The sequence below is a fragment of the Mesorhizobium sp. B2-4-7 genome (genome assembly GCF_006442685.1).
GTDB lineage: Bacteria > Pseudomonadota > Alphaproteobacteria > Rhizobiales > Rhizobiaceae > Mesorhizobium.
Genome location: NZ_VFVH01000003.1, coordinates 404518 through 427626 on the forward strand (window position 1 = coordinate 404518; position 23109 = coordinate 427626).

The following is a 23109-nucleotide window of genomic DNA, read 5'->3' on the forward strand; positions in this document are numbered from 1 at the left end:
CAATTTTTGGCGGGATATCGCCACGGTCTTACCGCATTTCGGCTTCAATAAGCGATGATTAACCATTAGGATCGATATTCGGATGTGACAACGACACGTCCGTTTGGGCAAATCCGGGGACAAACGGCAGCCTGCAAGGCCTTTTGATTTGAACAGAATCGAACGACACACAAACGGGCGGCACTATCATTTGAGCGTCTGGCCGAAGTGGCTGGCGGCCATGATTGTCGCATTTGGTTTTCTTGCCGCTGCCGCAACCGGCGCCAGCGCCGAAGTCCGTTCTCTGAAGCTCTACCACCTCCACACGCACGAGAAGGCGGAGATCGTCTACAAGCGCAACGGCCGTTACGATCAGGCCGGGCTGAGGAAGATCAACATCATCCTGCGCGACTGGCGCCGCAACGAGCCGACCAAGATGGACCCGCGCCTGCTGGACCTGGTCTGGGAAGCCTATCGGGAAAGCGGCGCCACCGACTATATCCAGGTGGTTTGCGGCTATCGCTCGCCGTCGACGAACTCGATGCTGCGCAGCCGCAGCAAGGGCGTCGCCGAGAAGAGCCAGCACATGCTCGGCAAGGCGATGGACTTCTACATTCCGGGCGTGCCGCTGAAGAAGCTGCGCAATATCGGGCTCAAGATGCAGGGCGGCGGCGTCGGCTACTATCCGAGATCCGGTTCGCCGTTCGTCCACATGGACGTCGGCAATGTGCGCCATTGGCCCGGCATCAGCCGACAGGAGCTGGTGAGCCTGTTCCCGAACGGCAAGACGCTGCACGTGCCGAGCGACGGCCGGCCGCTGCCCGGCTTTGAGCAGGCGCTTGCCTCATACAAGGCACGCAAGGGTTCCGGCGGCGCCGCCATCGAGCTGGCCAGCGCCGGCGGCGGTTCCAAGAGGTCCGGCGGACTGCTGGCTGCCTTTTTCGGCGGCGGCGACGACGAGGCCGACGACAGCGCCGATGTCGCATCCGCGGAGCCGGCGCCCAAGCCGAGAAGCGTGAAGCCGGCACCGGCGAGCACCGCCAAGAGCGACACCCTGCCGGGGATCGCGATCGTGGCGCCCGAGAACGCCAAGCGCGCCGAGATCCCGCAGGTCGCCGAGGAGGCCCCGGAGCCGGAAAAGGATACGCCCGAGACGATCATCGCGGCGTTGCCGGCACGCAGCATCCCGCTGCCCGATTTCGCGCCGCGGCCGAAAGTCGATGTCGGCGCGCAGCCGCCTGAAAATGTTCCCTTCGGCATGGCGGATGCGACGGCCAGCACCGAACAGACCGTGGCAACCGTGCAGACGCCGGCGAATATGCCTTTCGGCAAGGCTGATCCCTCGGCGGTCGCCGCCGATGCAGCGCAGGTTGCCGCCAACAACATACCTTTGCCGACATGGCGCCCCGAACACACGTTGCCGGCGGTGCTGGCGCCTGCGCCCAGCAAGGATGTGCTGATGGCGCTGGCCGAGACGGCCGAGCGTGGCAAGACCGCGACCGATGCCTTCTCGGTGCTGCCGAGCGCGCGGCCGGATATGACCAATATCGATGCGGCCAAGCCCGATGCGGTCAAGCCCGATGCGGTCAAGGCCGTGCTCGACGAGGCCGAGGCGCTTCCCGTGCAGGCTGACTATTATCGGGTTGCGTCGTTGTCCGAGCCTCGTTCGGCTTTCAACGACCCGTCCGGCGTCGATGCCGCATCGCCGCGCGAGGCCGTCGTCGCCCGCGCTGCCGGTTCCGATCCGGTCGCCGCGATCGGCGCCGGCGTGAAGACGACCCGCAAGGAGGCCAGAGCCACCGCCCGCGACCTGAAACCCGGTCCCAAGGCCATCGTGGTTGCCGCCGCACCGCAGGCCGCCCGCTGGGCGCTGACCAGCGGCGAGAATGTCGCGACGGTTTCGAGCGCCACGACGGCGCCGGGCTACGCCTACAACGTGGTCCACACGCCGCCGAGCGAGGTCTACACGGCCGGCTTCCAGCAGGGCGACCAGATGGCGGATGCCAACCGTTTCACCGGCAATGCCGTAAAATTCCTGTCCGTCGCGCGCTTCCAGACGAAGTAAAGACCGGGCATTCCGAAAGCCGCGCCGGGCAACCGGCGCGGCTTTTCGTTGTCAGCCGGCTGTGTGCGGGCACAACCGGCATGCATGAAGCCGGCCCCGGCCCCGCGGGATCACGGGTGCCTGAACTTCTCGTGAAAAGGTAAAAGCTGCCTGTTTCCCGGCTAGAATGGCTGCGTTCCAACCCCGGGAATATTCATGAAGAAGATCCTGTTGGCATCCGTCCTGGCGCTGGTGGCGGCATCGGCGGCTTTTGCTCCCTCGCAAGCCGAAACCGTGATCATCAAAAATGGCAAGCATCACTGCCGGACCAAGATGGTCACGCATTGGAAGCATCGCCACAAGGCGGTCGAGAAGGTCAGGGTCTGCAACTGACCGCCAAGACACCACTGACTATCATGGCACCAGACTAGCCCGATCGGCGCAAGCCGGCCGGGCTTTTTCGTGCCGCCCGGGATGGTTCAGTCGATGTCCAGCGCGGCCGCTTCGCCCCGCGCCAGAAGCCGCGCGGCATCGCGTGCAGGCGGCAACCCGAACTGACGCGCATACTCCCGGCTGAACTGCGAAGCGCTTTCATAGCCCACGGTAAAGGCAACCCGCGCGGCGTTTCCCGGCTGGGCCAGCAGCAGGTGGCGGGCCTCCAGCAGGCGGACCTGCTTCTGGTACTGGATCGGGCTCATCGCCGTCGCCGCCTTGAAGTGGCGATGAAACGCAGCGCTGCTCATATTGGCGAGCTCGGCCAACCGCCGCACCTCGATAGGCTCGTCATAGTGAGCCCGGATCCAGGCGGTCGCCCGGCGGATCTGTGACAAGCGGCTGTCGGCGCCGGCGAGCTGGCGCAACTTCGCGCCTTGCGGGCCTTGCAACAGGCGAAACAATATCTCGCGCTCGAGCAGGGGAGCGAGCACGGGAATCTCGGCGGGCCTGTCGAGCAGCCGCAGCATCCGGCGCCACGCGTCGAGCAGGTCGTCATTGGCCAGGTAGGTCATGAAATCGTCGCCACCGACGGCCGGCTCGTGCTCGATGAGCAGGGCTGCGATCGCCTTGACATCGAGGGCGAAACCGATGGCCACATAGGGATGCGCGATACTCGCCTCGATCAGCTGGCTGGTGGCGGGTGTCTCGACCGCGTAGACGAAATAGCTGCCGGCTTGATAACGAAGCGTGCGCTCGCCGATCAGCACCGATTTCGTGCCTTGCAGCACGAACAGCGCCGTCGGCTGACAAAGCTCGGGCATCGGCGGCGTCGGGACCTCGCTGCGGCCGATCGTAACGCGAGGGATCGCCGTCCTTGTCCGCCGCCCATGCGCATGGCGGCCGGCGATGGCGATCAATTCCAGCAGCGCCTCTCTCATCGTTTCAGCATTGCCGATCCGCGTGGGCCGCGCAACCAGGTGAGAGGATCAGGCAAGAGCAAGAGAGTTTTCGGCGCGCGAGGCGGGCCGCAATCCGCCATCTCTAAGGCGCGTCGCGTTTGGCGACGCGTCTTGGGCCTTTGTTTTATGCATGTCGTTCTCCCGGACCGGGCCACTTCCAGGCGACAGGCGTCAGGCCTCCACAAAGGAGATTTGGATATGACGACATCGAAGCGCGCACTGGTGACCGGCGCCAACAAGGGCATCGGCCTGGAGACCGCACGGCGCCTGGCGGCAACGGGATTCAAGGTCTGGCTCGGCGCCCGCGACGCCGCACGCGGCACCGCAGCGGCACAGGCGCTGCGCAGCGAAGGGCTCGACGTCGAGTGGCTCGAACTCGACGTCGTCGATGACGAAAGCGTGGCGGCCGCCGCCAGGACCGTCGCGGCGCGGGTAGCCAGCCTCGACGTGCTGGTCAACAATGCCGGCATTGCTCCTGGATATGTCGACGCGCTCGGCTCGAACGGGCGGTATGAGTTGCCGCCGAGCCGGGAGAATATCGCCGACATCAAGGCCACCTATGATGTCAACGTCTTCGGCCCGGTCCGCGTCACCCAGGCATTCCTGCCGCTTCTGCTGGCATCGCCCGCCGGCCGCATCGTCATGGTGAGCAGCTATATCGGCTCGATCGCCCGCGCGCAGGACGCAACAGGCGAAAACCAGTCGCCCAACATAATGGGCTATGGCAGCTCCAAGACGGCGCTCAACGCCATCACGGTGGCGTTCGCCAGGGAGCTCGCGCCGCGCGGCATCAAGGTGAATGCCGCTGCTCCCGGCTACACCGCGACCGATCTCAACGGGCACAGGGGCGGTCGCACGGTGCAGCAGGCAGCCGAGATCATCGTGCGCCTGGCGACGCTCGATGCCGATGGTCCGACCGCCGGCTATTTCGACGAGAATGGCCCGCTGCGCTGGTGAACGCGAAAGCGCTTATCCGGCGAGCTTGCTCGCGGCGCGTGCGAGAGCTTCGATTTCGTCCCACCTGCCGGCCTTGACCATGTCGTCGGGGGCGACCCAGGAGCCGCCGACGCAGATGACATTGGGCAGGCTGAGATAGTCGGCCGCGTTCTTGCCGGTGATACCGCCGGTCGGGCAGAATTTCACGTCGGCGAGCGGCGAGGCGAATGCCTTCAGCGAGGCGATGCCGCCGGACTGCTCGGCCGGGAAGAACTTCAGGAAGCGCAGCCCGGCTTCGCGCGCGGCCATGATCTCGCCGGGGGTGATGGCGCCGGGCAGCAGCGGAACCTCGCTGTCGGCGGCGCCTGCCAGAAGCTCGCGGGTTATGCCCGGGCTGACGATGAATTGCGAGCCGGCGGCGGCCGCCTCATCGAACTGGCGGGCATCCAGAATGGTGCCGGCACCGACGATGGCTTCCTCGACCTCGCCGGCCACGCGCCGGATCGCTTCCAGCGCATCCGCGGTCCTGAGCGTGATCTCGATCGCCGGCAGGCCGCCGCGCGCCAGGGCGCGGGCCAACGGCACCGCATTGGCAACATCAGCGATCTTCAACACCGGGATGACCGGCTGACCGTTGAGCAACGACAGGAGTTTTTCGGTCTTGCTGGGCATCTTCTTCTCCATATCGTTGTCAATTCAACCGATTAGCAGACGGGTATTTTCCTGTCCACGCAACCGGGCGTGTCGTGATGTCACGCACGCCGGGTAGCTTACGGGCTCTTCCGGAACAGGGCCATGGCAGGCCGTCCAACCCGTTTCACCTTGAAACGGCTTTTACGAGCGTCTAGTTGCTCTGGCAATGACACCGTCCGCGCCATCCCAGCCTGTCCGCGTCGCCGCGCTCTACAAATTTGCCCGGCTCGACGCCTTCCAGGCGCTGCGGGCGCCGCTGGCTGCCTTCTGCTGTGGGCGCGGCATCAGGGGTACGCTGCTTCTGGCGCATGAAGGCATCAACGGCACGGTCGCCGGCAGCGATGCGGCGATTGCCGAACTGATCGAACATCTCGAAGCCATCGACGGGCTGTCCGGCCTCGAGGTGAAATACAGCAGCGCCGCGCAAATGCCCTTCCACCGCATGAAGGTGCGGCTGAAACGCGAGATCGTCACCATGGGTGTCGAAGACATTGACCCGGCGAAGAGTGCCGGCACCTATGTCGCGCCGGCCGACTGGAACGCGCTGATTTCGCAACCCGACACGATCGTCATCGACACGCGCAACGCCTACGAAGTGTCGATCGGCACCTTCAAGGGCGCCATCGATCCGGCGACCGCGAGCTTTCGCGAATTCCCGGCCTGGGTGGAAGAGCACCGCGCGGAGCTGGAAGGCCGCAAGATCGCCATGTTCTGCACCGGCGGCATACGTTGCGAAAAGGCGACGGCCTATGTCAGGTCGCTCGGCCTTGAGGAGGTGTTCCATCTCAAGGGCGGCATCCTGAAATATCTCGAAGAAGTGCCGGCCGAGGAAAGCCTGTGGCAAGGCGAATGCTTCGTCTTCGACGAACGGGTTTCGGTGTCGCACGGCCTCGCCGAGGGCGACGCCAAGCTGTGCCGCGCCTGCCGCCATCCGCTGACCTTGGACGAGCTGACATCGCCGAAATTTGCCGCCGGCGTTTCTTGCCCGCATTGTTTCGACGCTCGGTCGGACGACGACCGCCAGCGCTATGCCGAGCGCCAGCGGCAGGTCGAGCTGGCGCAGGCGCGGGGCAGGGGACCGCATATCGGGTCCTGATCAAGGCGCCTGGGCCGGGGCAAAGCGGCCGCCCGTCATTGCAATGCCAGGTTTAGGGACCTACGTCTTCGGCGTTCGAAACCTGCCCGTTCGGCCGGGCAATCCTGGAGGCATTGATGTTCGATCCCAAGAAGCTTCTCGACGATCTGCTCGGCTCGCAGATTCCCGGCACCGGCGGCACGGTCCGCGACAAGGCCGGACAGGCGGTGCAGATGGCCAAGGACAATCCTCTTGCGGCGGGCGCGCTGGCCGCGGTGCTGCTTGGAACCGGCGCCGGGCGCCAGGTCACCGGTGCCGCCGTCAAGCTCGGTGGGTTGGCAGCGATCGGTGGCCTCGCCTACAAGGCCTACCAGAACTACAAGGCCGGCAATGCACCCGAGCAGGCGCCGGCGGCCGGCGAACCGGAATTGCTGCCGCCGCCGAAGGACACTGCGTTCCACCCGTCGCAAGCGCCGCAGGGCGAGGACGAATTCACGCTGACCCTGGTGCGGGCGATGATCTCGGCGGCCAAGGCCGACGGCCATGTCGACGATGAGGAGCGCAAGAAGATCGCCGGCAAGCTGAGCCTCGCGGGGATCGGTTCCGATGCGGAAAAATTCCTGATGGCGGAGCTGGAGAACCCGCTCGACCTCGACACGCTGGTGGCCGGCGCCAAGACCGACGCGCAGAAGCTTGAGCTCTACACCGCGTCGCGCCTTACAATCGATCCCGACACACGCGCCGAGCGCGGCTATCTCGATCTGCTCGCGGGCCGGCTCGGCCTGCCGGATGCGCTGATCGACCATGTCGAGGCAACGGTTTCGGCGGTCAAAGTGCCGGCTGCCAAGGCCGGGACCTCACCCAATCCACGCTGGTAGGCCAAAACGGAACAGGCGGGCCTTCGTGGCGTTAACCTCTCGTTAACCCAGGAAGCGCATGATTCTAGACAGTCGGATCGGCTTTCCTCCTCCCAAGTCCGGTCCAGATCAGGGCGGTCGCCAATGACCGCCCTTTTTGTCGGCCCTCCGTGCTTCTCCCAAAAACGAATTGCGCTTTTCGGTACCCGGCCAGGCTCCGAACCCTTGATAGGAATTTTTTCCTTGACGGGGTGACGGCAACTATGGTAGATATTTGGTTATGGTGCTGAGTTGCGCCAGGGACTCGCCGCAGGCGGGTTTTCCGTTCAATGCTCCCTCGACAGCGCGGGGTCGAAGGCCCGAAGAGACCTGTCAGCTTGGATTCGTTGCCCTGGATACCAGTGTCCCGCTTGCCATCGCCGCCGTCATTTGCGATGCCTTTTGTCCCTGGACCACCTGAAAATCAGTCGAGCAAAACGCGGCGCAGCCGGAGGATATCTGCCATGACCGAAAAAACCGCCATCGTCACCGGCGCCGGCACGGGCATCGGCAAGAGCGTCGCCACCGCGCTGCTCAAAGCCGGCTGGAACACCGTGTTCTGCGGACGCCGGAAGGCGCTGCTGGACGAGGCGATCGCCGCGGCCGGGCAGACGGATGCCAAGGCACTGGCTGTCGCCTGCGACATCAGCAAGCCCGGCGAGGTCGATGATTTGTTCGAGACGGTGGCGGAGGCGTTCGGCCGCGTCGACCTGCTCTTCAACAATGCCGGCATGGGCTACAAGTCGGCGCCGATCGACGAGATCCCGGTCGAGGTGTGGAACGATATTGTGGGCGTAAATCTCACCGGTTCGTTCCTGTGCGCCCGCGCGGCCTTCCGCGCCATGCGCAAGCAGAAACCGATGGGCGGCCGCATCATCAACAACGGCTCCATCTCGGCCTACGCGCCGCGCCCGGGATCGGTGCCCTATACCGCGACCAAGCATGCCATCACCGGGCTGACCAAGACGCTGGCGCTCGACGGCCGCCCCTACGACATCGCCTGCGGCCAGATCGACATCGGCAATGCGCTGACCGACATGGCGCAACCGATGACGGTCGGCGTGCCACAGGCCAACGGCTCCATTGCCGCCGAAGCGGTGATGGACGTCCAGCACGTGGCCGACGCCGTCGTCCACATGGCCAGCCTGCCGCTCGAGGCCAATGTGCTGTTCATGACCGTGATGGCGACCAAGATGCCGTTCGTGGGCAGAGGCTGACCAAGCCTTTATTTTTGCGCAATTCCCAAGGGAAAGCGCTACGCGCTTTTCCCGGGAAACCTCTACGCGCTTTCTGGAGTTGCTTTAGGTGCCTGCCAGCGCCACGCCCGGCAGATAGAGCGCGATCGGGCGGATCTCGTAGACGGCGGTCGGGTTGACGCGGCGCAGATCGCGCGCGATGGCGATCGCGTCATCGCGCTTGGCGCAATCGACGACATAGAGGCCGAGAAGCTGTTCCTTGGTCTCGGCGAAGGGGCCGTCGATGACGATCCCGTCGCCGGGTCCGCGCAAGGTGCAGGCCGACTGGGTCGCTCCAAGCCGCGCCGAGGGGCCGAGGCTGCCGTTCGCATAGAGCCCGTCGTGGATATTGAGCAGGTCGGTCATCAGTGCCGCATCTTCCTGCGGCGTCAGTGCCTTGATCGCGTCTTCCACGTGATAGGCAAGAATTGCATAAAACATCGAGGCACCCCATTTCGATCCTGATCCAACGATCGTAGCGGCTCCCCGCACGCAGGCACAGTCTTTGGCCATGCGCCTCCCGACGCATCATGACATTGCCATGCCGCCAGCGGCAATCGATGCGGGCTCGCGGCGAACGCCGGAGGCCTCACTTGGCCAGGAACGCTCCGATCCTGTCCAGCGCGCGCAAAATGTTCTCCTCGGAATTGGCGTAGGAGAGCCTGACATAGCCCTCGCCGAGAATGCCGAAATCGGGGCCGCCGATCAGTGCCACGCCGGCGTCGTCAAGCAGGGCCGAGGCCAGTTGCTTCGCCTTCCAGCCGGTCTTCGACACGTTGGGGAAGGCATAGAAGGCGCCCTTGGGCGTGATGCAGGATATTTTTGGCAGGGCGTTCAGTCCCTCGACCACGATCTTCCTGCGGCGGTCGAAGGCGCGCATCATCTTGTCGACGTCGTCCTGTGGCCCGTCGATGGCCGCGATGCCGGCAAACTGGCTCGGCGCGTTGACGCAGGACCAGCAATTGACCGCCAGTTTGCGCACTTTGTCGTAGAGATGGGCACCCTTGTCGCCGTTCGGCCAGATCGACCAGCCCATGCGCCAACCGGTCATCGCCCAGGTCTTCGACCAGCCGTTGAGCACGATCAGCCGGTCGCGGATTTCGGGAAACTCGAGCAGCGAGCAGTGTTTTTCGCCATCATAGGTCATCACGTCGTAGATTTCGTCGGAAAGGATGGCCACCCGCGGATGTGCCTCCAGTCCCTTGACCAACTTCTCGATCTCGGCGCGCGGTGTGACGCCGCCGGTCGGGTTGGCCGGCGAGTTGAGGATCAGGAGCCGCGTCTTAGAGGTGATCAGCGCCAGCGTCTCCTCGGCCGAGAAGGCAAAGCCGTTCTCCTCGCGCATCGGCACGGGGATGGGTGCCGCACCGGTGAACTCGATCATAGAGCGATAGATGGGAAAGCCGGGATCGGGATAGAGGATCTCGGCGCCGGGCTCGCCGAACATCAGGATGGCGGCGAACATGGTCGGCTTGCCGCCGGGCAGGATCATCACCGCCTCGGGCGATACCTCGACCCCGGTCGTGGTCAGCGTGCGGCGCACCACCGCCTCGCGCGTCGCCAACAGGCCGTTCGCCGGCGTGTAGCCGTGGTGGCCGTCGCGCAGCGCCTTGATCGCCGCCTCGACAATGTGCTGCGGCGTCTTGAAGTCGGGCTGGCCGATGCCGAGATTGACGATGTCGCGGCCTTGCTGGGCGAGTGCCGTGGCCCTCGCGAGCACGGCGAAGGCGTTTTCCTCGCCGAGACGATCGAAGGCCGAAATCGTGTGGAGCATTTTTCCCGTCCGTGTGGTTCTTGCTATGCGGTTGCGTTTTTGTGAGCTTCGGCCCGCAAAAGTCAAACGGATTGGAGCTTTCGGTGTCGGAAAATCTCAAGAACTGGCAACCGCGTCCGCGCCCGGAGCGCAAGGTGCTGGAGGGCCGCTATGTCAGGCTTGAGCCGCTGAGCGCCGCCAAGCACGGCGATGGCCTCTATGAAGCGTCTTCCGTGGCCGACGTCGATGGCCGCTTCGCCTGGCTGCCCGACTATCCGCCGGAAACCCGCGCCGCCTTCCAACCCTGGCTGGACAAGGTGGAGGCGAGCGAGGATCCGCTGTTCTTCGCCGTCATCGACAAAGCGAGCGGCAAGGTCGCCGGGCGCCAGACGTTGATGCGCATCGATCCAGCCTATGGCGTCATCGAGATCGGCAACATCTATTGGGGGCCGCTCATCGCGCGCAAGCCGGCGGCGACGGAAGCGCAGTTCCTGTTCATGAAATACATTTTCGACGAGCTCGGCTATCGCCGCTACGAATGGAAATGCAACAACCGCAACGAGCCGTCGAAGCGCGCCGCGGAACGGTTCGGCTTCAAGTTCGAGGGCATTTTCCGCCAGCACCTGATCGTCAAGGGTGAAAACCGCGACACCGCATGGTATTCGATCATCGATAAGGAATGGCCGGCCTTGCGCAAAGCCTACGAGGCGTGGCTCGATCCGGCCAATTTCGACGGTGCCGGCCAGCAGAAACGACGGCTCGAGGATTTTCGCGCGGAATTCGGCGCCTGAGCTGAATCCGGGCATGGGAGTTTGCCATTGGCGCACAGTGACGACGACAGCCGGCACGACGGCAGCCGGCACGACCACAGCGGGCACGGCTACAGCGGGCACGGCCACAGCGCGCATAGTCATGGCTCGACCGACAAGAAGCGCGTTTTGATCGCGGCCTGCCTGACGGCGGGCTTCATGGTGGCGGAGGCGCTTGGCGGCCTCTTCACCGGCTCTCTGGCGCTGCTGGCCGATGCCGGCCACATGCTTGCCGACGCCATTGCGCTCGGCCTGGCCTGGTATGCGTTTCATCTTGCGGACCGGCCGGCGACCGTCCGCCTGACCTATGGCTTCGGCCGGGTCAAGACGCTGGTGGCCTACACCAACGGCATCGCCATCTTCGTCATCGCGCTGTGGATCGTCTACGAGGCGTGGGAGCGCCTGCAGACGCCGGCGCCGGTGCTGGGCGGGCCGATGCTGGTGGTGGCGATCCTCGGCCTGCTGGTCAACATCGGCTCCTTCCTGGTGCTGCATGGCGGCGACCGTGAGAGCCTCAACATGCGCGGCGCCATCCTGCATGTGCTCGGCGACCTGCTCGGCTCGGCCGCGGCAATCGTGGCGGCGATCGTCATTCTGGCCACCGGCTGGACCCCGATCGATCCGATCCTGTCGGTGCTGGTCTCGCTGCTGATCCTGTCCACGGCATGGTCGCTGATGCGCGCGGCCGCCCACGTCCTGCTCGAAGGGGTGCCGCCGAGCCTCGACCGGGACCTGATCGCCAGCGACATCGCGACGACGGTCCAGGGGGTGCGCGAGGTGCACCACATGCATATCTGGTCGATCGACGGCACCAGCAGCATGGCGACGCTGCATGCCTGCCTCAACGAGGGCGTGGACGCGCACAAGGCGGTCAGCGCGATCAAGAAGCGGCTTGCGTCGGAGCATGGCATCAGCCATGCCACGGTGGAACCTGAATTCGGCCAGTGCGCCGACGACGGCGACGAGCACGACCATGGTCATGACCATGATCACCACCAGGGGCATGACGCGGCTTTGCATCATGGCCACCATCACTGACGCAGGGAACCCAAGCGCCTTGAATCCGAGCTCGACGACCCCTGGCCACGCCGGGACAGCATAATGGATCGCGATACCAAGAACGCCGCCATCGCCGCGCTGTCGATCATGCTGCTGTTCGGCATTGCCGTTTATTTCCTGCCAAACATCATGCTGGCCCTCGGCGGCCTTTCGACCGTGCTCGCCGGCATCTTCGGCACCGCGTTCGTGCTGGCGTTTTTCTTGGTGTTCTGGCTGCGCGCGCGCAGCCAACGCAAAAATCAGAGCAAATAAGGGAAGTTCGACATGCGCATTCTGATCACGGGCGCCGCCGGCATGGTCGGCCGCAAGCTCATTGCACGGCTGGCAAAGGACGGCAGGCTGCGCGGCCAGAAGATCTCCGCGCTCGACCTGCACGACATCGTACCGCCACAGGCGCCGGCCATCGATGGCGTCAGCATCCACAGCCATACCGGCGATCTCGCCGAGGCGGGCGCCGCCGAGAGGCTGGTCGCGTCGCGGCCCGACGTCGTGTTCCATCTCGCCGGCATCGTATCGGGCGAGGCGGAAGCCAATTTCGATCTCGGCTACCGCGTCAATCTCGACGGCACGCGCGCCTTGTTCGATGCCGTCCGCCTGGCTGGGTTTGCGCCGCGCGTCGTGTTCACCTCGTCGATCGCGGTGTTCGGCGCGCCGTTCCCGGACGTCATTCCCGATGAATTCCACACTACGCCGCTGACCTCCTACGGCACGCAGAAGCAGATGAGCGAGGCGCTGCTGGCCGACTATTCCAGGCGCGGCTTCTTCGACGGCATCGGCATCCGGCTGCCGACCATCTGCGTGCGGCCGGGCAAGCCGAACAAGGCGGCCTCCGGCTTCTTCTCCGGCATCATCCGCGAGCCGCTGAACGGTCAGGAGGCGATCCTGCCGGTGCCGCGCACCGTCGTCCATACCCACGCCAGCCCACGCTCGGCGGTGAATTTCCTGATCCATGCGGCCGGGATCGACGGCGCCGCCGTCGGGCCGCGCCGCAACCTGACGATGCCAGGCGTCGCCGTCACCGTCGGCGAGCAGATCGAGGCGCTGGAACGCATCGCCGGGCCGAAGGCGGTGAGCCTGATCCGCGAGGAGCCGGACGAGACGATCTGGGCGATCGTCAAGGGCTGGCCGACGCGGTTCGAGGCGCGGCGGTCAAGGGAACTCGGCTTCAGTGCCGAGAAGAGCTTTGACGAGATTATCCGCGCTCATATCGAGGATGAACTCGGCGGCAAGGTGTATTGATATTCAGGTGATGCCGGCCTGCGAACGGCTGATACCTGCGCTTCCGGTGCTCACGTACTTTAAGTACGCTCCGCTCCGGTTCTCGATATCAACCGTTCTCGGCACGGCCTGACCTGAATCTCAACACACCTTGGGGCGCTACTTCCGGGTCAAACGCCACCCGTCAGGCTCGCCGACAGCAGCAGCAGTCCGAACAGGAACACGAAGGCGGCGCCGCCGATCTCGACGATCGAATGGATGCGGTTGCCCATGCGGCCGTCGCCGGCGAAATACACCGCCCAGTTCTTTGCGGTCACCGCGATCGTGGCCAGCGCCGAGACGGTTATGGCGGTGCCGATCGACATCGCCAGCACCGACAGCAGGCCGCCGAGCCACAGGCCATTGAGCAGGGCGAAGCTGAGCACGATCAGCGCGCCGGAGCAGGGGCGGATACCGACCGCGGCCACCGCCGTCCAGGCGGTGCGCCAGTCGAAGCGGTCGCCGGACAGCAGCGCCGGATCTGGCGCATGCGAGTGGCCGCAGGTCTCGCAGACCTCGCCCGCCGCGTGCGCGTGATCGTGCGCGCCATGATCGTGGTGATGGTCATGCGCGCCGTGGTCATGGTGATCGTGCGAATGGTCATCCCCATGGTCGTGATGTTCATGCCCATGCAGCGCGTTCGCCGAATGGCTGTGAGCGGCATGCGAATGGCCCGTGTGACCTGTATGACCGGCATGCGAATGGCCCGCATGGGAATGCCCCGCGTGAGCCGCCGACAGGCTGTAGGCGGGACCTCTGCCGAACAGGCGCAGGACGGAGGGGCCGAGCTTGCGCCACAGCAGCCAGGCGCCGAACAGGGTGACGAAGACGAAGCTCATGATCTCCATGAACCAGGCCGCGTCGGTCATCGAGACGGCGGTGCCGCGCAGGACGAAATAGGCGACTGCCATGACCGCGACCGCGGTCAGGCCCTGCAGCAGGGCCGAGACGAACGACAACAGGATGCCACGCCGCAGCGCCACTTCGTTGGCGACCATGTAGGACGAGATCACCGCCTTGCCGTGGCCGGGGCCGGCGGCGTGGAAAATGCCGTAGGCGAAGGACAGGCCGATGAGCACCCAGAGCTTGCTGTTGTCCTGGCGCATCGCCTTCATCGCCGTGGCGAGCGCGCGATAGAATTCCTGCTGCCGCAGATTGATCCACATCAGGATGTGGGCGAACGGGCCGGTGGTCGGCGCCATGCCATCGTTGACGCCGATGCCGAGCGAGCTCTGGGCATGAGCCGAGCCGGCGAAATGCACCATCGCGAAGCTGATGGCCAACAGGCCGAATGCCAAACGCAGGGATGGTCTCATCACCGGGTTCATCCTTCTGGCTGACAGGTCAGTTCGAGCTTGGTGGCAAAAATCTTGCTCATGTCGGTGCCTGTCGGGTCGTTGAAGAAGGCGTCCGTCAGGGTCTTCTGGTTTTCCTTGATGGCCTCATCCGGGTCGGGGCGGACCACCTTGTCGGTGCAGTTCGGGGGCAGGCCCTCGACCGTGATGTTGGCGTCCTCGGTGAAATCGATCGCCGTGTAGAAGGTCGGATCGTAGACGCCGATATCGATCTTGCCGGCGAGCTTGATCGGCGCCTTCGGTTCGGACTCGAACAGGATGATCAGCTGGTCGTTGTCGAAATTGGCCATCAGATGCGGCGGCGGTGTCATCGGCACGTCTTTGCCGTCCTGGGTGACGAGTTGGAAGTAGTTGAATTCGGCCAGCGAGGCGTGGACCGTGTCGGCGACCTCCTTCAACTCCTTGTCGTCAAGCTTCAGGTCGGAATTCTTGTCGAACTCCATCATGACAGTACTGGAAAACAGATCGTCGAAGCGCCAGAGATGGCGCAGCGCTTTCACGCTTTGGTGATCCGGGGAGAGGATCACGTCGAGGCGGGCCTCGGCGAAAACGTGCGGATGCACCTCTGCCGGTCCAACGGCGGCCAATGTCGCCGCCAGGGCCGAAGCCAGCATGATTGCGTGCCGTCTTAGATGCATTCGCGGTCGCGATTCCCTTGGCTTCGGAGAGAAGTCGACAGTTACCAGAAAGGGGGCGAAAATGGGACCGCGCCGCAATTGAAGGCGGTCATGCGGTTTCGCGCGTCCTGAACCACTGGACCAGGAAATCGACGAAGACACGCACCTTGGCGGGCAAATAGCGCCGGTGCGGATAGACGGCGAAAATGCCGGCGCCCGACAGGGTGCGGTCATCCAGAACCGTCACCAGCCGGCCGCTCGCAATATCCGGCACGGCGATGAAATCCGGCAGGATGGCAAATCCCAACCCCGACAGGGCAGCAGCCCGCGCCGCCATCGGGCTGTTGACTTCGATCGGGCCGGAGACCGAGACGCTCACCGTATCCTCGCCGTCTCCCTTGAATTGCCAGTTGTTCAGGCCGCGGCCATTGGTGTCGACGATGCAGGGCATGCGGCCGAGATCCTGCGCCCGTACCGGCATGCCATGTTTTGCGATGAGTTCGGGAGATGCGCACAGCCGCGTCGAGAACGGCGCCAGACGCCTGGCGATCAGCGACGAGTTCTCCAGGCGCGAGATGCGCACCGCGAGATCGAAGCCTTCCTCGACGAGGTCGACGAAGCGGTCGTCCAGCTGGATGTCGAGCACGATGTCGGGATATTGCTTGGCGAAGTCGATCAGCGACTGGCCGATCGGCGCGTCGGCGAAGGTGCGCGGCGCAGACAGCTTGATCCTGCCGCGCACATCGCCGGAGGATTCGCGCACGGCGTCGGCAAGACTGTCGACCTCGCGCACGATCTCGGAGGCGCGGCGATAATAGGTGTGGCCGGCCTCGGTCATCGAGAACTGGCGGGTGGTGCGGTTGAGCAGCAGCGCGCCGAGCTCGTCCTCCAGCTCGCGCACATATTTCGACAGCAGCGCCTTGGAGCGGCCGATCTTGCGCGCCGCCGCCGAAAAGCCCTCGGCCTCGACCACGTCGATGAAGGCGCGCATGCGGGTCAGTGTGTCCATGAATCAGGCCTTTCGTGCGGCATCGAGATTTCGGCCGAGCCGTATCAGGGCAATGTCGCCGCCGGAAGGGCCAGCGACAGGCCCGACCACCGATAGCTTGCGAGGGTGCCGAAGGGCGTCGAGAGGGGCGTGCGTGCCTGTCATCGTTCGATATCCGGATACGGTGAAACCAACATTGTTCGATGCCGGAATTTTTACAACCTGCGATACGATTTTTATTGATTGTGAATCTCTCTGCCCCTATATCGCGCTTGCCCAAAGTCGCACGTGCCTGTGGGTGTCCGCCGACCCTCTGAATGGTGAGGGAAATCGGTAAGGTAACTGGAGCCAACCCCTCCAGTCGGTTTAGCGGCCAACCGCCAGACCGAGGACACCTTGAAGCAACGACGGTGCGGGCCTTTCTGGTTCTCTGCCGGTTGTCCAAAGACCGGGGTTACTGAAGAGGCACACCATCATTGCCGGCAGTGCGGAACGGGGTTCTCCCAGTCCAAGCCAAGGCAGACAAAGCGAACCGAAGCCGGGCAAGGCCAAGGTTCATCGCCGCGAGACGGCGTTTCATGGTTCCGGGGTCTCCACCGGCTGGTTCCATGGATTTCCGTCCCGCCTTTGTCCACCGCGTGTTCGCGAGGCCGACAGCCCGCGTCCGCACCCTTGTGCGCGCCGAAAGGCGTGATGGAGAAACCCGATGGCCACGCAGCGCATCCTCGACTTCCTCGCCACCCGACGTCCGACCGGTCCTTGCCTCGTCGTCGACCTTGATGTCGTGCGCGACAATTTCCGCGCCTTCGAGAAGGCGCTGCCCGATTCCAGGATCTACTATGCGGTGAAAGCAAACCCGGCGCCGGAAATCCTGCGCCTCCTTGCTGCGATGGGCTCGTCCTTCGACACCGCTTCCGTTGCCGAAGTCGAGATGGCGATGGACGCCGGTGCGCCGGCGGACCGCATCTCCTTCGGCAACACCATCAAGAAGGAGCGCGACATCGCGCGCGCCTACCAGCTCGGCATCAAGCTGTTCGCCGTCGACTGCGTCGAGGAGGTCGAGAAGATCGCCCGCGCCGCTCCAGGCGCCCGCGTGTTCTGTCGCGTGCTGACCGATGGCGAGGGCGCCGAATGGCCGCTGTCGCGCAAGTTCGGCTGCGTGCCGGCGATGGCTGTCGACGTGCTGCGCCATGCCAAGGCGCTCGGGCTCGACGCCTATGGCGTGTCGTTCCATGTCGGCTCGCAGCAGACCGACCTGGCGGCCTGGGATCGCGCGCTGGCCGACGCCAAGACCGTGTTTTCGACGCTCGCCGAGGAAGGCATCGTCTTGAAGATGGTCAATATGGGCGGCGGCTTCCCGACGCGCTACCTGCGCGACGTGCCGGCGGCCCAGGCTTACGGCCAGGCCATCTTCTCGGCGCTGCGCAAGCATTTCGGCAACGCCATTCCCGAGACCATCATCGAGCCGGGCCGCGGCATGGTCGGCAATGCCGGCGTCATCAAGTCGGAAGTCGTGCTGATCTCGAAGAAGGCGGACAACGACAATGTGCGCTGGGTGTTCCTCGACATCGGCAAATTCGGCGGCCTGGCCGAGACGATGGACGAGGCGATCCGCTATCCCCTGGTGACCGCGCATGACGGCTCGGAAACCGCGCCTTGCGTGCTCGCCGGCCCGACCTGCGATTCGGCGGACGTGATGTATGAGAAGACGCCCTATCCGCTGCCTCTGTCGCTGACCATCGGCGACGAGGTGCTGATCGAAGGCACCGGGGCCTACACGACCACCTATTCGGCGGTCGCCTTCAACGGCTTCGAGCCTCTCCGATCCTACGTGATCTGACGGTTCGAAAGAACCGTCAGATCATCCCAGGTGGGCGTTTGTCGCCCATCCGGGCTCGCCTGTGGAACAGTCTCCGCTCGTGAAGGGATCGCGGAAATGGACATTGCAAATTTCGTTGTCGAAGGCGCTGCGCGCGACATCTCCCCCTTTGAGGTGGAGATGGTCACGAAGTGGCCGGAGGGGTTTGTCTCAGCCGCCTCGACGTCTCTTGGACCGCATGAGGCTAGCGCTTCACGCGCGGCGACCCCCTCTGTCGCCTTCGGCGACATCTCCCCCTCGAGGGGGGAGAGTGCCCGTGCTTTCGCCATCGTTGCCGAAACGCCTGATGACATCGTGGCGCGGGAGGCGTTGCTCGATGCCGCCATGGGGCCGAAGCGCAAGACGAAGTCGTCGGAGAAGCTGCGGCGGGGCCGGCGGCCCTCCGAAGGCCTGGCTTTCGTCGCGCGCGACGCATCGGGCGCCGTGATGGGCACGGTGCGGCTCTGGGACGTCACGCTGGGCGAGGGCGGTCCGGCAGCACTGTTGCTTGGGCCCCTGGCGGTCGCCCCTTCGCTCAAGAGTGCCGGCATCGGCTCGGCGCTGATGCGCCATGCGGTCGCCGAAGCCGCGCGTCTCGGCCACGCGGCGATCCTGCTGGTCGGCGACGCGCCCTATTACGGCCGCTTCGGCTTCTCAGCCGCAAAGACCGGTTCGCTGGCCATGCCGGGCCCGTATGAGCGGCATCGGCTGCTCGCGGTGGAACTGGTGGAGGGCGCGCTCGACGGCGTCCATGGCACGCTGAAGGCCGCGGGGCGCAAGCTGAAGGCGCCGACGCTGGCGGCCTGAGGCGCTGAGCCCCAAACGAACGAAAAACGCCGCCCGAAACGGCGGCGTTTTCGTCCCGAGAACAGTCTCGGCGGTCTTCTGTCTCAGCCGATCAACTGGCTGAGCGCCATGGCGACAGACATGTCGCCTTCGACCTTTATCTTGCCGGTCATGAACGCCATGGTCGGGTTGAGATCGCCCGATATCAGCGAGTCCAGATCGTCGAGCGAGAGCTTGATGGTGCAGTCGGCGGGGCCATCGGTGGTCGAGACATCGGCGCCGTCGATGACGATGACGCCGTCGCCGCCGGTGTCGAATTTCACGGAACGATCGAACCCGCTGCTGGCCACGCGCGACCTGATCTTGTCGGCAATCTCCTGAACGCTCACGCTATTCTCCTGTCTGGTTGCATCTGCCTGTTCGGTTGCATCTGCTTATCTGGTTGCATCTGTCGCGCCACGGCATGATCCGCCCGAGAGCCATGCATTTTTTCGCGGCCACGGTCGCTGCCGCATATAGCTTTGGATTGACGTTTACGTCAACGCGAATTGCAGGGCCTGGTTCCTATCGCCGCACCGGCGAGGGACCGGATCACCGCGCTTGGCCAGTGGCATGCCGGGGGCTCAATGCGACTTGAAGGCCTTGGTCATCTCGGACGCCGTGGCGCCGGCTTCCTGCCGGCGGCGCAGCCAGTTGTCGCGTATCTCATCCTTGCTCAGGAAATTGACCTGATCGACCAGAACCTCATGCACCAGTGTGGCGCCGACGCGTGTGTTGACGGTATCGCGGATTGCGGCGCGGAAGGCGTCGAGGTCGATCGTCTCCTTCTTGGTGAAGTCGATCTGCGGATTGGAATAGAGGTAGGAATAGACCTGATCGGTGATCAGCGCCTCGGCCGGGATCGACAGTTTCTTGATCTGCTCGGGTTCGACCGTGTAGACCAACTTGGTCAGGAAATAACCGTCGATCCTGGCGTTGCGGATCAGCGGCACCGAGATGACCTCGGTCTTGACGTAGTCCAGTCCGCCCAGCATCGGCTTCGGCTTTTCGCCGACGCCGCGTTCGCCGGCGGCCTGGAACGAATAGAACACCGCGCCGAGCGTGGCGACGCAGATCCATACCGCGATGGCGATGACCTTAACCATTCAGGCACCCGAGCCGGCGACCACCGCGCGCTAACCGCGCGCCCGGCCGAACTCGCCGGCGGAATAAGTGCCGTCGGTTTCGGCACGCTGGATGGCGGTGCGCAACAGGCCTGCGACCTCGTTGACGGCGCTCAGATGCGCCAGGATCGCCGCCTCGTTCTTCGCCAGCTTCTGGCGAAGCCGGACAAGACCTTCGCGGTGCTGTTCGAGGAACTCGGCTTCGCTGCCGCCGCGCATGGCACGGGTCAGTTCATAGAGATAGCGGCTCTTGCGCGCGTTCGATGCCTTGAGGTCGTAGCCGGTGTCGCTGCGCAGCCCGGCCGTTTCTTGCTCGACGACTTCCTCGATGCGGCCGATGATGGCGGCAAGGTTTCCGGGCCGCGCGAGTGCGACCGGGGCTTCCGATGTGGCCGTGCGCGCCGGCAGGTTGGCGGTGAATTCCGAAAAGTCGGCCATGGCGTTTCCCAGTCTAGATCTTGATGTCTGTCTTTGTGGTCGTTTCATCGCCGGTCATGGACCTGGCGGCCTTGCGCTGCAGTTCCTGGACGAGCGAGGTGGACAGACGGCTCTGCCGGTCGATCTCGGTCTTTTCAGACCCGCCGGAGACCGGGCCGATCGGCACCTTGCGCTTGCCTTCGAGATAATGGTCGGCGAGCAGCGATTTGGCGATGCCGATGCCGCCGCGCTCGGCCATGACGTCGGCGACGCGCTCGGCGAGCTGCGATTTCCACATGTCGCCGGCCAGGCCCTTGCCGTACACGCCCTCGGTGTCCTTGGGCATCATGTTCTGGATGAAGGTCTGGAGCACCATGGCTTCGAATTTCTTGAACTTCTTGGATGGATCGGCCGCCACGGCCTGGTCGGCGGTGGCGCGCGACAGCATCGTCCCGGCCGAAGCGGCATCGACCGAAAAGCTGCCGGCAACGCCGCCCGCATGCCTGGTCAGCGCGGCGCGCGCGGCCGCGAGATCCGCCGGCTCGGCTGCTCGGGCAACATCCATCACGATGTCGCTGGGTGGAGAGATCGCCAAGAAAGTCCGCCTTTTTATCGGTTTTCCTTGGCCAGACCATGCCTCAACAAGCTTGTGGCAGGCTTGCGGGGGGAGGGAGCAAGGTCAGGGTTCTCTGTATCCAGCCGCGTAGCCAGATTTTCAACAACGCATGTCGCTTAAAAAGTGGCTTCCGGTTTTGGGAGAACGACCGGCAGAAAGCGTCTCGCCCGAATCCGTTCGAACGCGAGGGGCTTCAGGACGGGGGAAGACCGGCCCTCGACAGCATTTCAAGGAACCGGGAATGGTGATGATCCTTCACATAGCGCGGCACAAAGCCAGGGCAGACATTGCTCAGATTGAGATGCGGAAGTTGTGACAGGCAATGATGGATGGCCCGCGACGCTTCATCGCGATTGCCGGTTGCGGCCGCGGCTGCGGCCCAATAAAGCGCGCCACGAACGAAGCCCGGCTTTGTCCTGACCACCTTGCGCGCGACCTCGAGCGCCCGTTGATCGTCTCCGCCGGCAAACAACGCCATAACGAGCCCGTGGTGACGCCAGTAGTCGATGACATCATGGGTTCCCAGCCGGATCGCCTCGTTCGCCTCGCGCACGGCTTCGCTGACCTGTCCGCGCAGCGCGAAGAGCATCGCAATGTCGCCGTGGCCGCTCGGATAATTTGGGTTGAGGCTGATCGCGTGCCGGCATTCGACGATCGCCTCGTCGATACGACCGCAACTTTCGAGAGCGAATGACAAGATGCACCGGGCAATTTCATCGTCCGGCACCGCCCGCACCGCGGCCTCGGCGAGCGCCAGCGTATACTCGATATTGCCCTGCTCGCGGGGCAGCGCGCCAAACGCGATGCCCATGGAAATCATGATCGAGAGCGTCCGCTTCGCACGGGCGTTGTCGGGCCCTGTCGAGAGCGCCTTCGTCGCAAGTTCCATCCCGACCAGCAGCGAGTCGTGGGTCATCTCAAAATATTTCATGAGCGCCTCGTTCACCAACCTGCGCACTTCAGGGGGACCAGGCGGACTCTTGTCGCGGACCTTCCAGTTGGTCAGTTGAAGTTCGAGGATCACCGCCAGAACGACGGACTGGGCGATCCTGTCCTGGAATTCGAGCGCATTCTCGGAGTGGCCGTCGAACTTCTGGGCCCAGACATGATGACCGCCGACGGCATCGACAAGCTGGATGTTCACCCTCAGCCCATTGCCGGATCTCTGGATGCTGCCGCTGAGCACATATTGTGGGCGTAGCGCTCCCGGCGCTTTACCTTCCTGGCGCGGGCCGACCTTATCTGTCGGGGGAACAGCGGAGAGCACGACATAGTCGGCCACCTCGGAAAGGGCTGTCGTGATGTCCTGGACCAGTCCCTTGGAGAAAAAATTGTCGCCTTGTTTTCCGGTCAGATTGGTGAAGTCGGCAACGCCAATGGAGGGGTGTCCGAGGCGATGGCTGGCCGCAACACCACTTGCCGACGGCGCGTGTGGCGCCGTGTCGGAAATAAGCAGCAGGGACTGCCATAGTGCCCGCGTCTCTGGGCCGGCTTCGACGCCGAACTCCTTCTTCAGCATGCTTCTGCAAGCCTCGTATGTCCTGAGCGCCTTGTCGCGTTGACCACAAGCAAGGAGCAATTCCATCTTGAGCCGATAGGATTCTTCCCGCGCCGGATCCATAGCCAGGACGCGATCGGCCAGGACGAGGCCCGCTTCAGCGTCGACGAGGCGAGCCAGTTTCTCGAACGATTCAAGCGCACGACCGAGCAACCTGTCGCGTTCCGACGCGACCCAGTCGTCGAAGCCATTGCTTCCCACATGGAGCCCGTCGAGGAACGGGCCGGTGTAGTTCGCCAGGGCCTTTTCGAGTTCCTGCGCGGAGCGGGCCGATAGACCCGTCTCGAACTCCTCCACATCGACCCGAAACGCCTCTGGCCTGAGGCGGATCAACTCTCCGGTGGAATGGATAAGATCGACACCCGAGAGATCGCGGCGCAGGACGCTGAGGGTTTGGCGAAGACTGTTGCGCGAATGTTCGCCATCGCTGTCGCCCCATAGCAGGTCAGCCAGTTTCTCCCGCGTTGCTGCCATGCCCGGACATCGGGCCAGATAAGCAACGATTGCCGGGCCGCGTTTCCCGACCAGTCGAAGCGGGCCAGTTGTTTCAATACGGAAGCCGCCGAAGAGTGAGATTCTATTTGCAGCGCCGCCGTCGTCACTTTGCATCTGCTGCCTCAG

At 64.4% G+C, this 23109-nt stretch carries 24 protein-coding genes; 12 read left to right on the plus strand and 12 right to left on the minus strand.

Annotated elements, in window-relative coordinates; translation table 11 throughout:
- The first annotated feature begins 220 nt into the window (after window positions 1-220).
- The gene (locus FJ946_RS12070) at window positions 221-2044 is read left to right on the plus strand and encodes a DUF882 domain-containing protein (protein ID WP_181167712.1); all 1824 of its coding nucleotides are present in this window, start codon (window positions 221-223) and stop codon (window positions 2042-2044) included.
- A 195-nt stretch (window positions 2045-2239) separates the two neighbouring features.
- A complete protein-coding gene (locus FJ946_RS30750; protein ID WP_181165230.1) occupies window positions 2240-2416 on the plus strand; it encodes a hypothetical protein in 177 nt (58 codons plus the stop codon).
- Between the two features lie 86 nt (window positions 2417-2502).
- On the opposite strand, the gene FJ946_RS12075 is transcribed toward FJ946_RS30750, so the two are convergent.
- Complete coding sequence (locus FJ946_RS12075; protein ID WP_140556570.1) at window positions 2503-3396, minus strand: AraC family transcriptional regulator; 894 nt, start codon at window positions 3394-3396, stop codon at window positions 2503-2505.
- A gap of 219 nt (window positions 3397-3615) precedes the next feature.
- On the opposite strand from FJ946_RS12075, the gene FJ946_RS12080 reads away from it, so the two are divergent.
- Complete coding sequence (locus FJ946_RS12080; RefSeq protein ID WP_140566205.1) at window positions 3616-4374, plus strand: SDR family NAD(P)-dependent oxidoreductase; 759 nt, start codon at window positions 3616-3618, stop codon at window positions 4372-4374.
- A gap of 12 nt (window positions 4375-4386) precedes the next feature.
- On the opposite strand, the gene FJ946_RS12085 is transcribed toward FJ946_RS12080, so the two are convergent.
- Window positions 4387-5025: a 2-dehydro-3-deoxy-phosphogluconate aldolase gene (locus FJ946_RS12085; protein WP_140566208.1), complete on the minus strand. Its 639-nt coding sequence runs from the start codon at window positions 5023-5025 to the stop codon at window positions 4387-4389.
- Between the two features lie 187 nt (window positions 5026-5212).
- Here FJ946_RS12085 and FJ946_RS12090 point away from each other — a divergent pair, with 187 nt between their 5' ends.
- The 3 genes from FJ946_RS12090 to FJ946_RS12100 all read left to right on the plus strand — a co-directional run bounded on the left by FJ946_RS12090 (window position 5213) and on the right by FJ946_RS12100 (window position 8234).
- Window positions 5213-6142, plus strand: a complete 930-nt coding sequence (locus FJ946_RS12090) for a rhodanese-related sulfurtransferase (protein ID WP_140566211.1) — start codon at window positions 5213-5215, stop codon at window positions 6140-6142.
- Window positions 6143-6258: 116 nt separating this feature from the next.
- The gene (locus FJ946_RS12095; RefSeq protein ID WP_140513669.1) at window positions 6259-6999 is read left to right on the plus strand and encodes a tellurite resistance TerB family protein; all 741 of its coding nucleotides are present in this window, start codon (window positions 6259-6261) and stop codon (window positions 6997-6999) included.
- 482 nt (window positions 7000-7481) lie between these two features.
- On the plus strand, window positions 7482-8234 hold the full coding sequence (locus FJ946_RS12100) for an SDR family oxidoreductase (protein ID WP_140566214.1): 753 nt from the start codon (window positions 7482-7484) through the stop codon (window positions 8232-8234).
- Window positions 8235-8318: 84 nt separating this feature from the next.
- Here FJ946_RS12100 and FJ946_RS12105 read toward each other — a convergent pair whose 3' ends face one another.
- Both FJ946_RS12105 and FJ946_RS12110 read right to left on the minus strand, forming a co-directional pair.
- Complete coding sequence (locus FJ946_RS12105; RefSeq protein ID WP_140566217.1) at window positions 8319-8693, minus strand: YciI family protein; 375 nt, start codon at window positions 8691-8693, stop codon at window positions 8319-8321.
- Window positions 8694-8841: 148 nt separating this feature from the next.
- Entirely contained in the window at window positions 8842-10026 is a 1185-nt protein-coding gene (locus FJ946_RS12110; RefSeq protein ID WP_140566220.1) for a pyridoxal phosphate-dependent aminotransferase, read from the minus strand.
- A gap of 83 nt (window positions 10027-10109) precedes the next feature.
- Here FJ946_RS12110 and FJ946_RS12115 point away from each other — a divergent pair, with 83 nt between their 5' ends.
- From FJ946_RS12115 to denD, 4 genes are read left to right on the plus strand one after another with little or no spacing between them, the layout of a single operon-like run.
- Complete coding sequence (locus FJ946_RS12115; RefSeq protein ID WP_140566223.1) at window positions 10110-10796, plus strand: GNAT family protein; 687 nt, start codon at window positions 10110-10112, stop codon at window positions 10794-10796.
- Window positions 10797-10823: 27 nt separating this feature from the next.
- Complete coding sequence (locus FJ946_RS12120; protein WP_140556580.1) at window positions 10824-11852, plus strand: cation diffusion facilitator family transporter; 1029 nt, start codon at window positions 10824-10826, stop codon at window positions 11850-11852.
- Between the two features lie 60 nt (window positions 11853-11912).
- Window positions 11913-12125 carry a hypothetical protein gene (locus FJ946_RS12125; protein WP_140513664.1) on the plus strand — a complete coding sequence of 71 codons (213 nt, stop codon included), beginning with the start codon at window positions 11913-11915 and terminating at the stop codon, window positions 12123-12125.
- A gap of 12 nt (window positions 12126-12137) precedes the next feature.
- Window positions 12138-13112, plus strand: a complete 975-nt coding sequence (denD, locus tag FJ946_RS12130) for a D-erythronate dehydrogenase (protein WP_140513663.1) — start codon at window positions 12138-12140, stop codon at window positions 13110-13112.
- A 149-nt stretch (window positions 13113-13261) separates the two neighbouring features.
- On the opposite strand, the gene FJ946_RS12135 is transcribed toward denD, so the two are convergent.
- From FJ946_RS12135 to FJ946_RS12145, 3 genes are all read right to left on the minus strand, one after another.
- Window positions 13262-14458 carry a nickel/cobalt transporter gene (locus FJ946_RS12135; RefSeq protein WP_140556582.1) on the minus strand — a complete coding sequence of 399 codons (1197 nt, stop codon included), beginning with the start codon at window positions 14456-14458 and terminating at the stop codon, window positions 13262-13264.
- Window positions 14455-15123: a DUF1007 family protein gene (locus FJ946_RS12140; protein WP_140496255.1), complete on the minus strand. Its 669-nt coding sequence runs from the start codon at window positions 15121-15123 to the stop codon at window positions 14455-14457. The genes FJ946_RS12135 and FJ946_RS12140 overlap by 4 nt, the downstream gene beginning before the upstream one ends.
- An 88-nt stretch (window positions 15124-15211) precedes the next feature.
- Window positions 15212-16111 (minus strand): LysR family transcriptional regulator, encoded by a 900-nt coding sequence (locus tag FJ946_RS12145; protein WP_140496254.1) that lies wholly within the window; start codon window positions 16109-16111, stop codon window positions 15212-15214.
- A 685-nt stretch (window positions 16112-16796) separates the two neighbouring features.
- Here FJ946_RS12145 and odc2 point away from each other — a divergent pair.
- Both odc2 and FJ946_RS12155 read left to right on the plus strand, forming a co-directional pair.
- Window positions 16797-17930: an ornithine/lysine decarboxylase gene (odc2, locus tag FJ946_RS12150; RefSeq protein WP_140566226.1), complete on the plus strand. Its 1134-nt coding sequence runs from the start codon at window positions 16797-16799 to the stop codon at window positions 17928-17930.
- A gap of 267 nt (window positions 17931-18197) precedes the next feature.
- On the plus strand, window positions 18198-18755 hold the full coding sequence (locus FJ946_RS12155) for an N-acetyltransferase (protein ID WP_246673090.1): 558 nt from the start codon (window positions 18198-18200) through the stop codon (window positions 18753-18755).
- An 83-nt stretch (window positions 18756-18838) separates the two neighbouring features.
- On the opposite strand, the gene FJ946_RS12160 is transcribed toward FJ946_RS12155, so the two are convergent.
- From FJ946_RS12160 to FJ946_RS12180, 5 genes are all read right to left on the minus strand, one after another.
- Window positions 18839-19123: an SCP2 sterol-binding domain-containing protein gene (locus FJ946_RS12160; RefSeq protein WP_140522358.1), complete on the minus strand. Its 285-nt coding sequence runs from the start codon at window positions 19121-19123 to the stop codon at window positions 18839-18841.
- Window positions 19124-19357: 234 nt separating this feature from the next.
- The gene (locus FJ946_RS12165; RefSeq protein WP_140496251.1) at window positions 19358-19879 is read right to left on the minus strand and encodes a hypothetical protein; all 522 of its coding nucleotides are present in this window, start codon (window positions 19877-19879) and stop codon (window positions 19358-19360) included.
- Between the two features lie 30 nt (window positions 19880-19909).
- Window positions 19910-20335 carry a hypothetical protein gene (locus tag FJ946_RS12170; protein ID WP_140496250.1) on the minus strand — a complete coding sequence of 142 codons (426 nt, stop codon included), beginning with the start codon at window positions 20333-20335 and terminating at the stop codon, window positions 19910-19912.
- 13 nt (window positions 20336-20348) lie between these two features.
- Entirely contained in the window at window positions 20349-20909 is a 561-nt protein-coding gene (locus tag FJ946_RS12175; RefSeq protein ID WP_181167713.1) for a rod-binding protein, read from the minus strand.
- 214 nt (window positions 20910-21123) lie between these two features.
- On the minus strand, window positions 21124-23097 hold the full coding sequence (locus FJ946_RS12180; RefSeq protein ID WP_140566229.1) for a BTAD domain-containing putative transcriptional regulator: 1974 nt from the start codon (window positions 23095-23097) through the stop codon (window positions 21124-21126).
- Window positions 23098-23109: the final 12 nt, after the last annotated feature.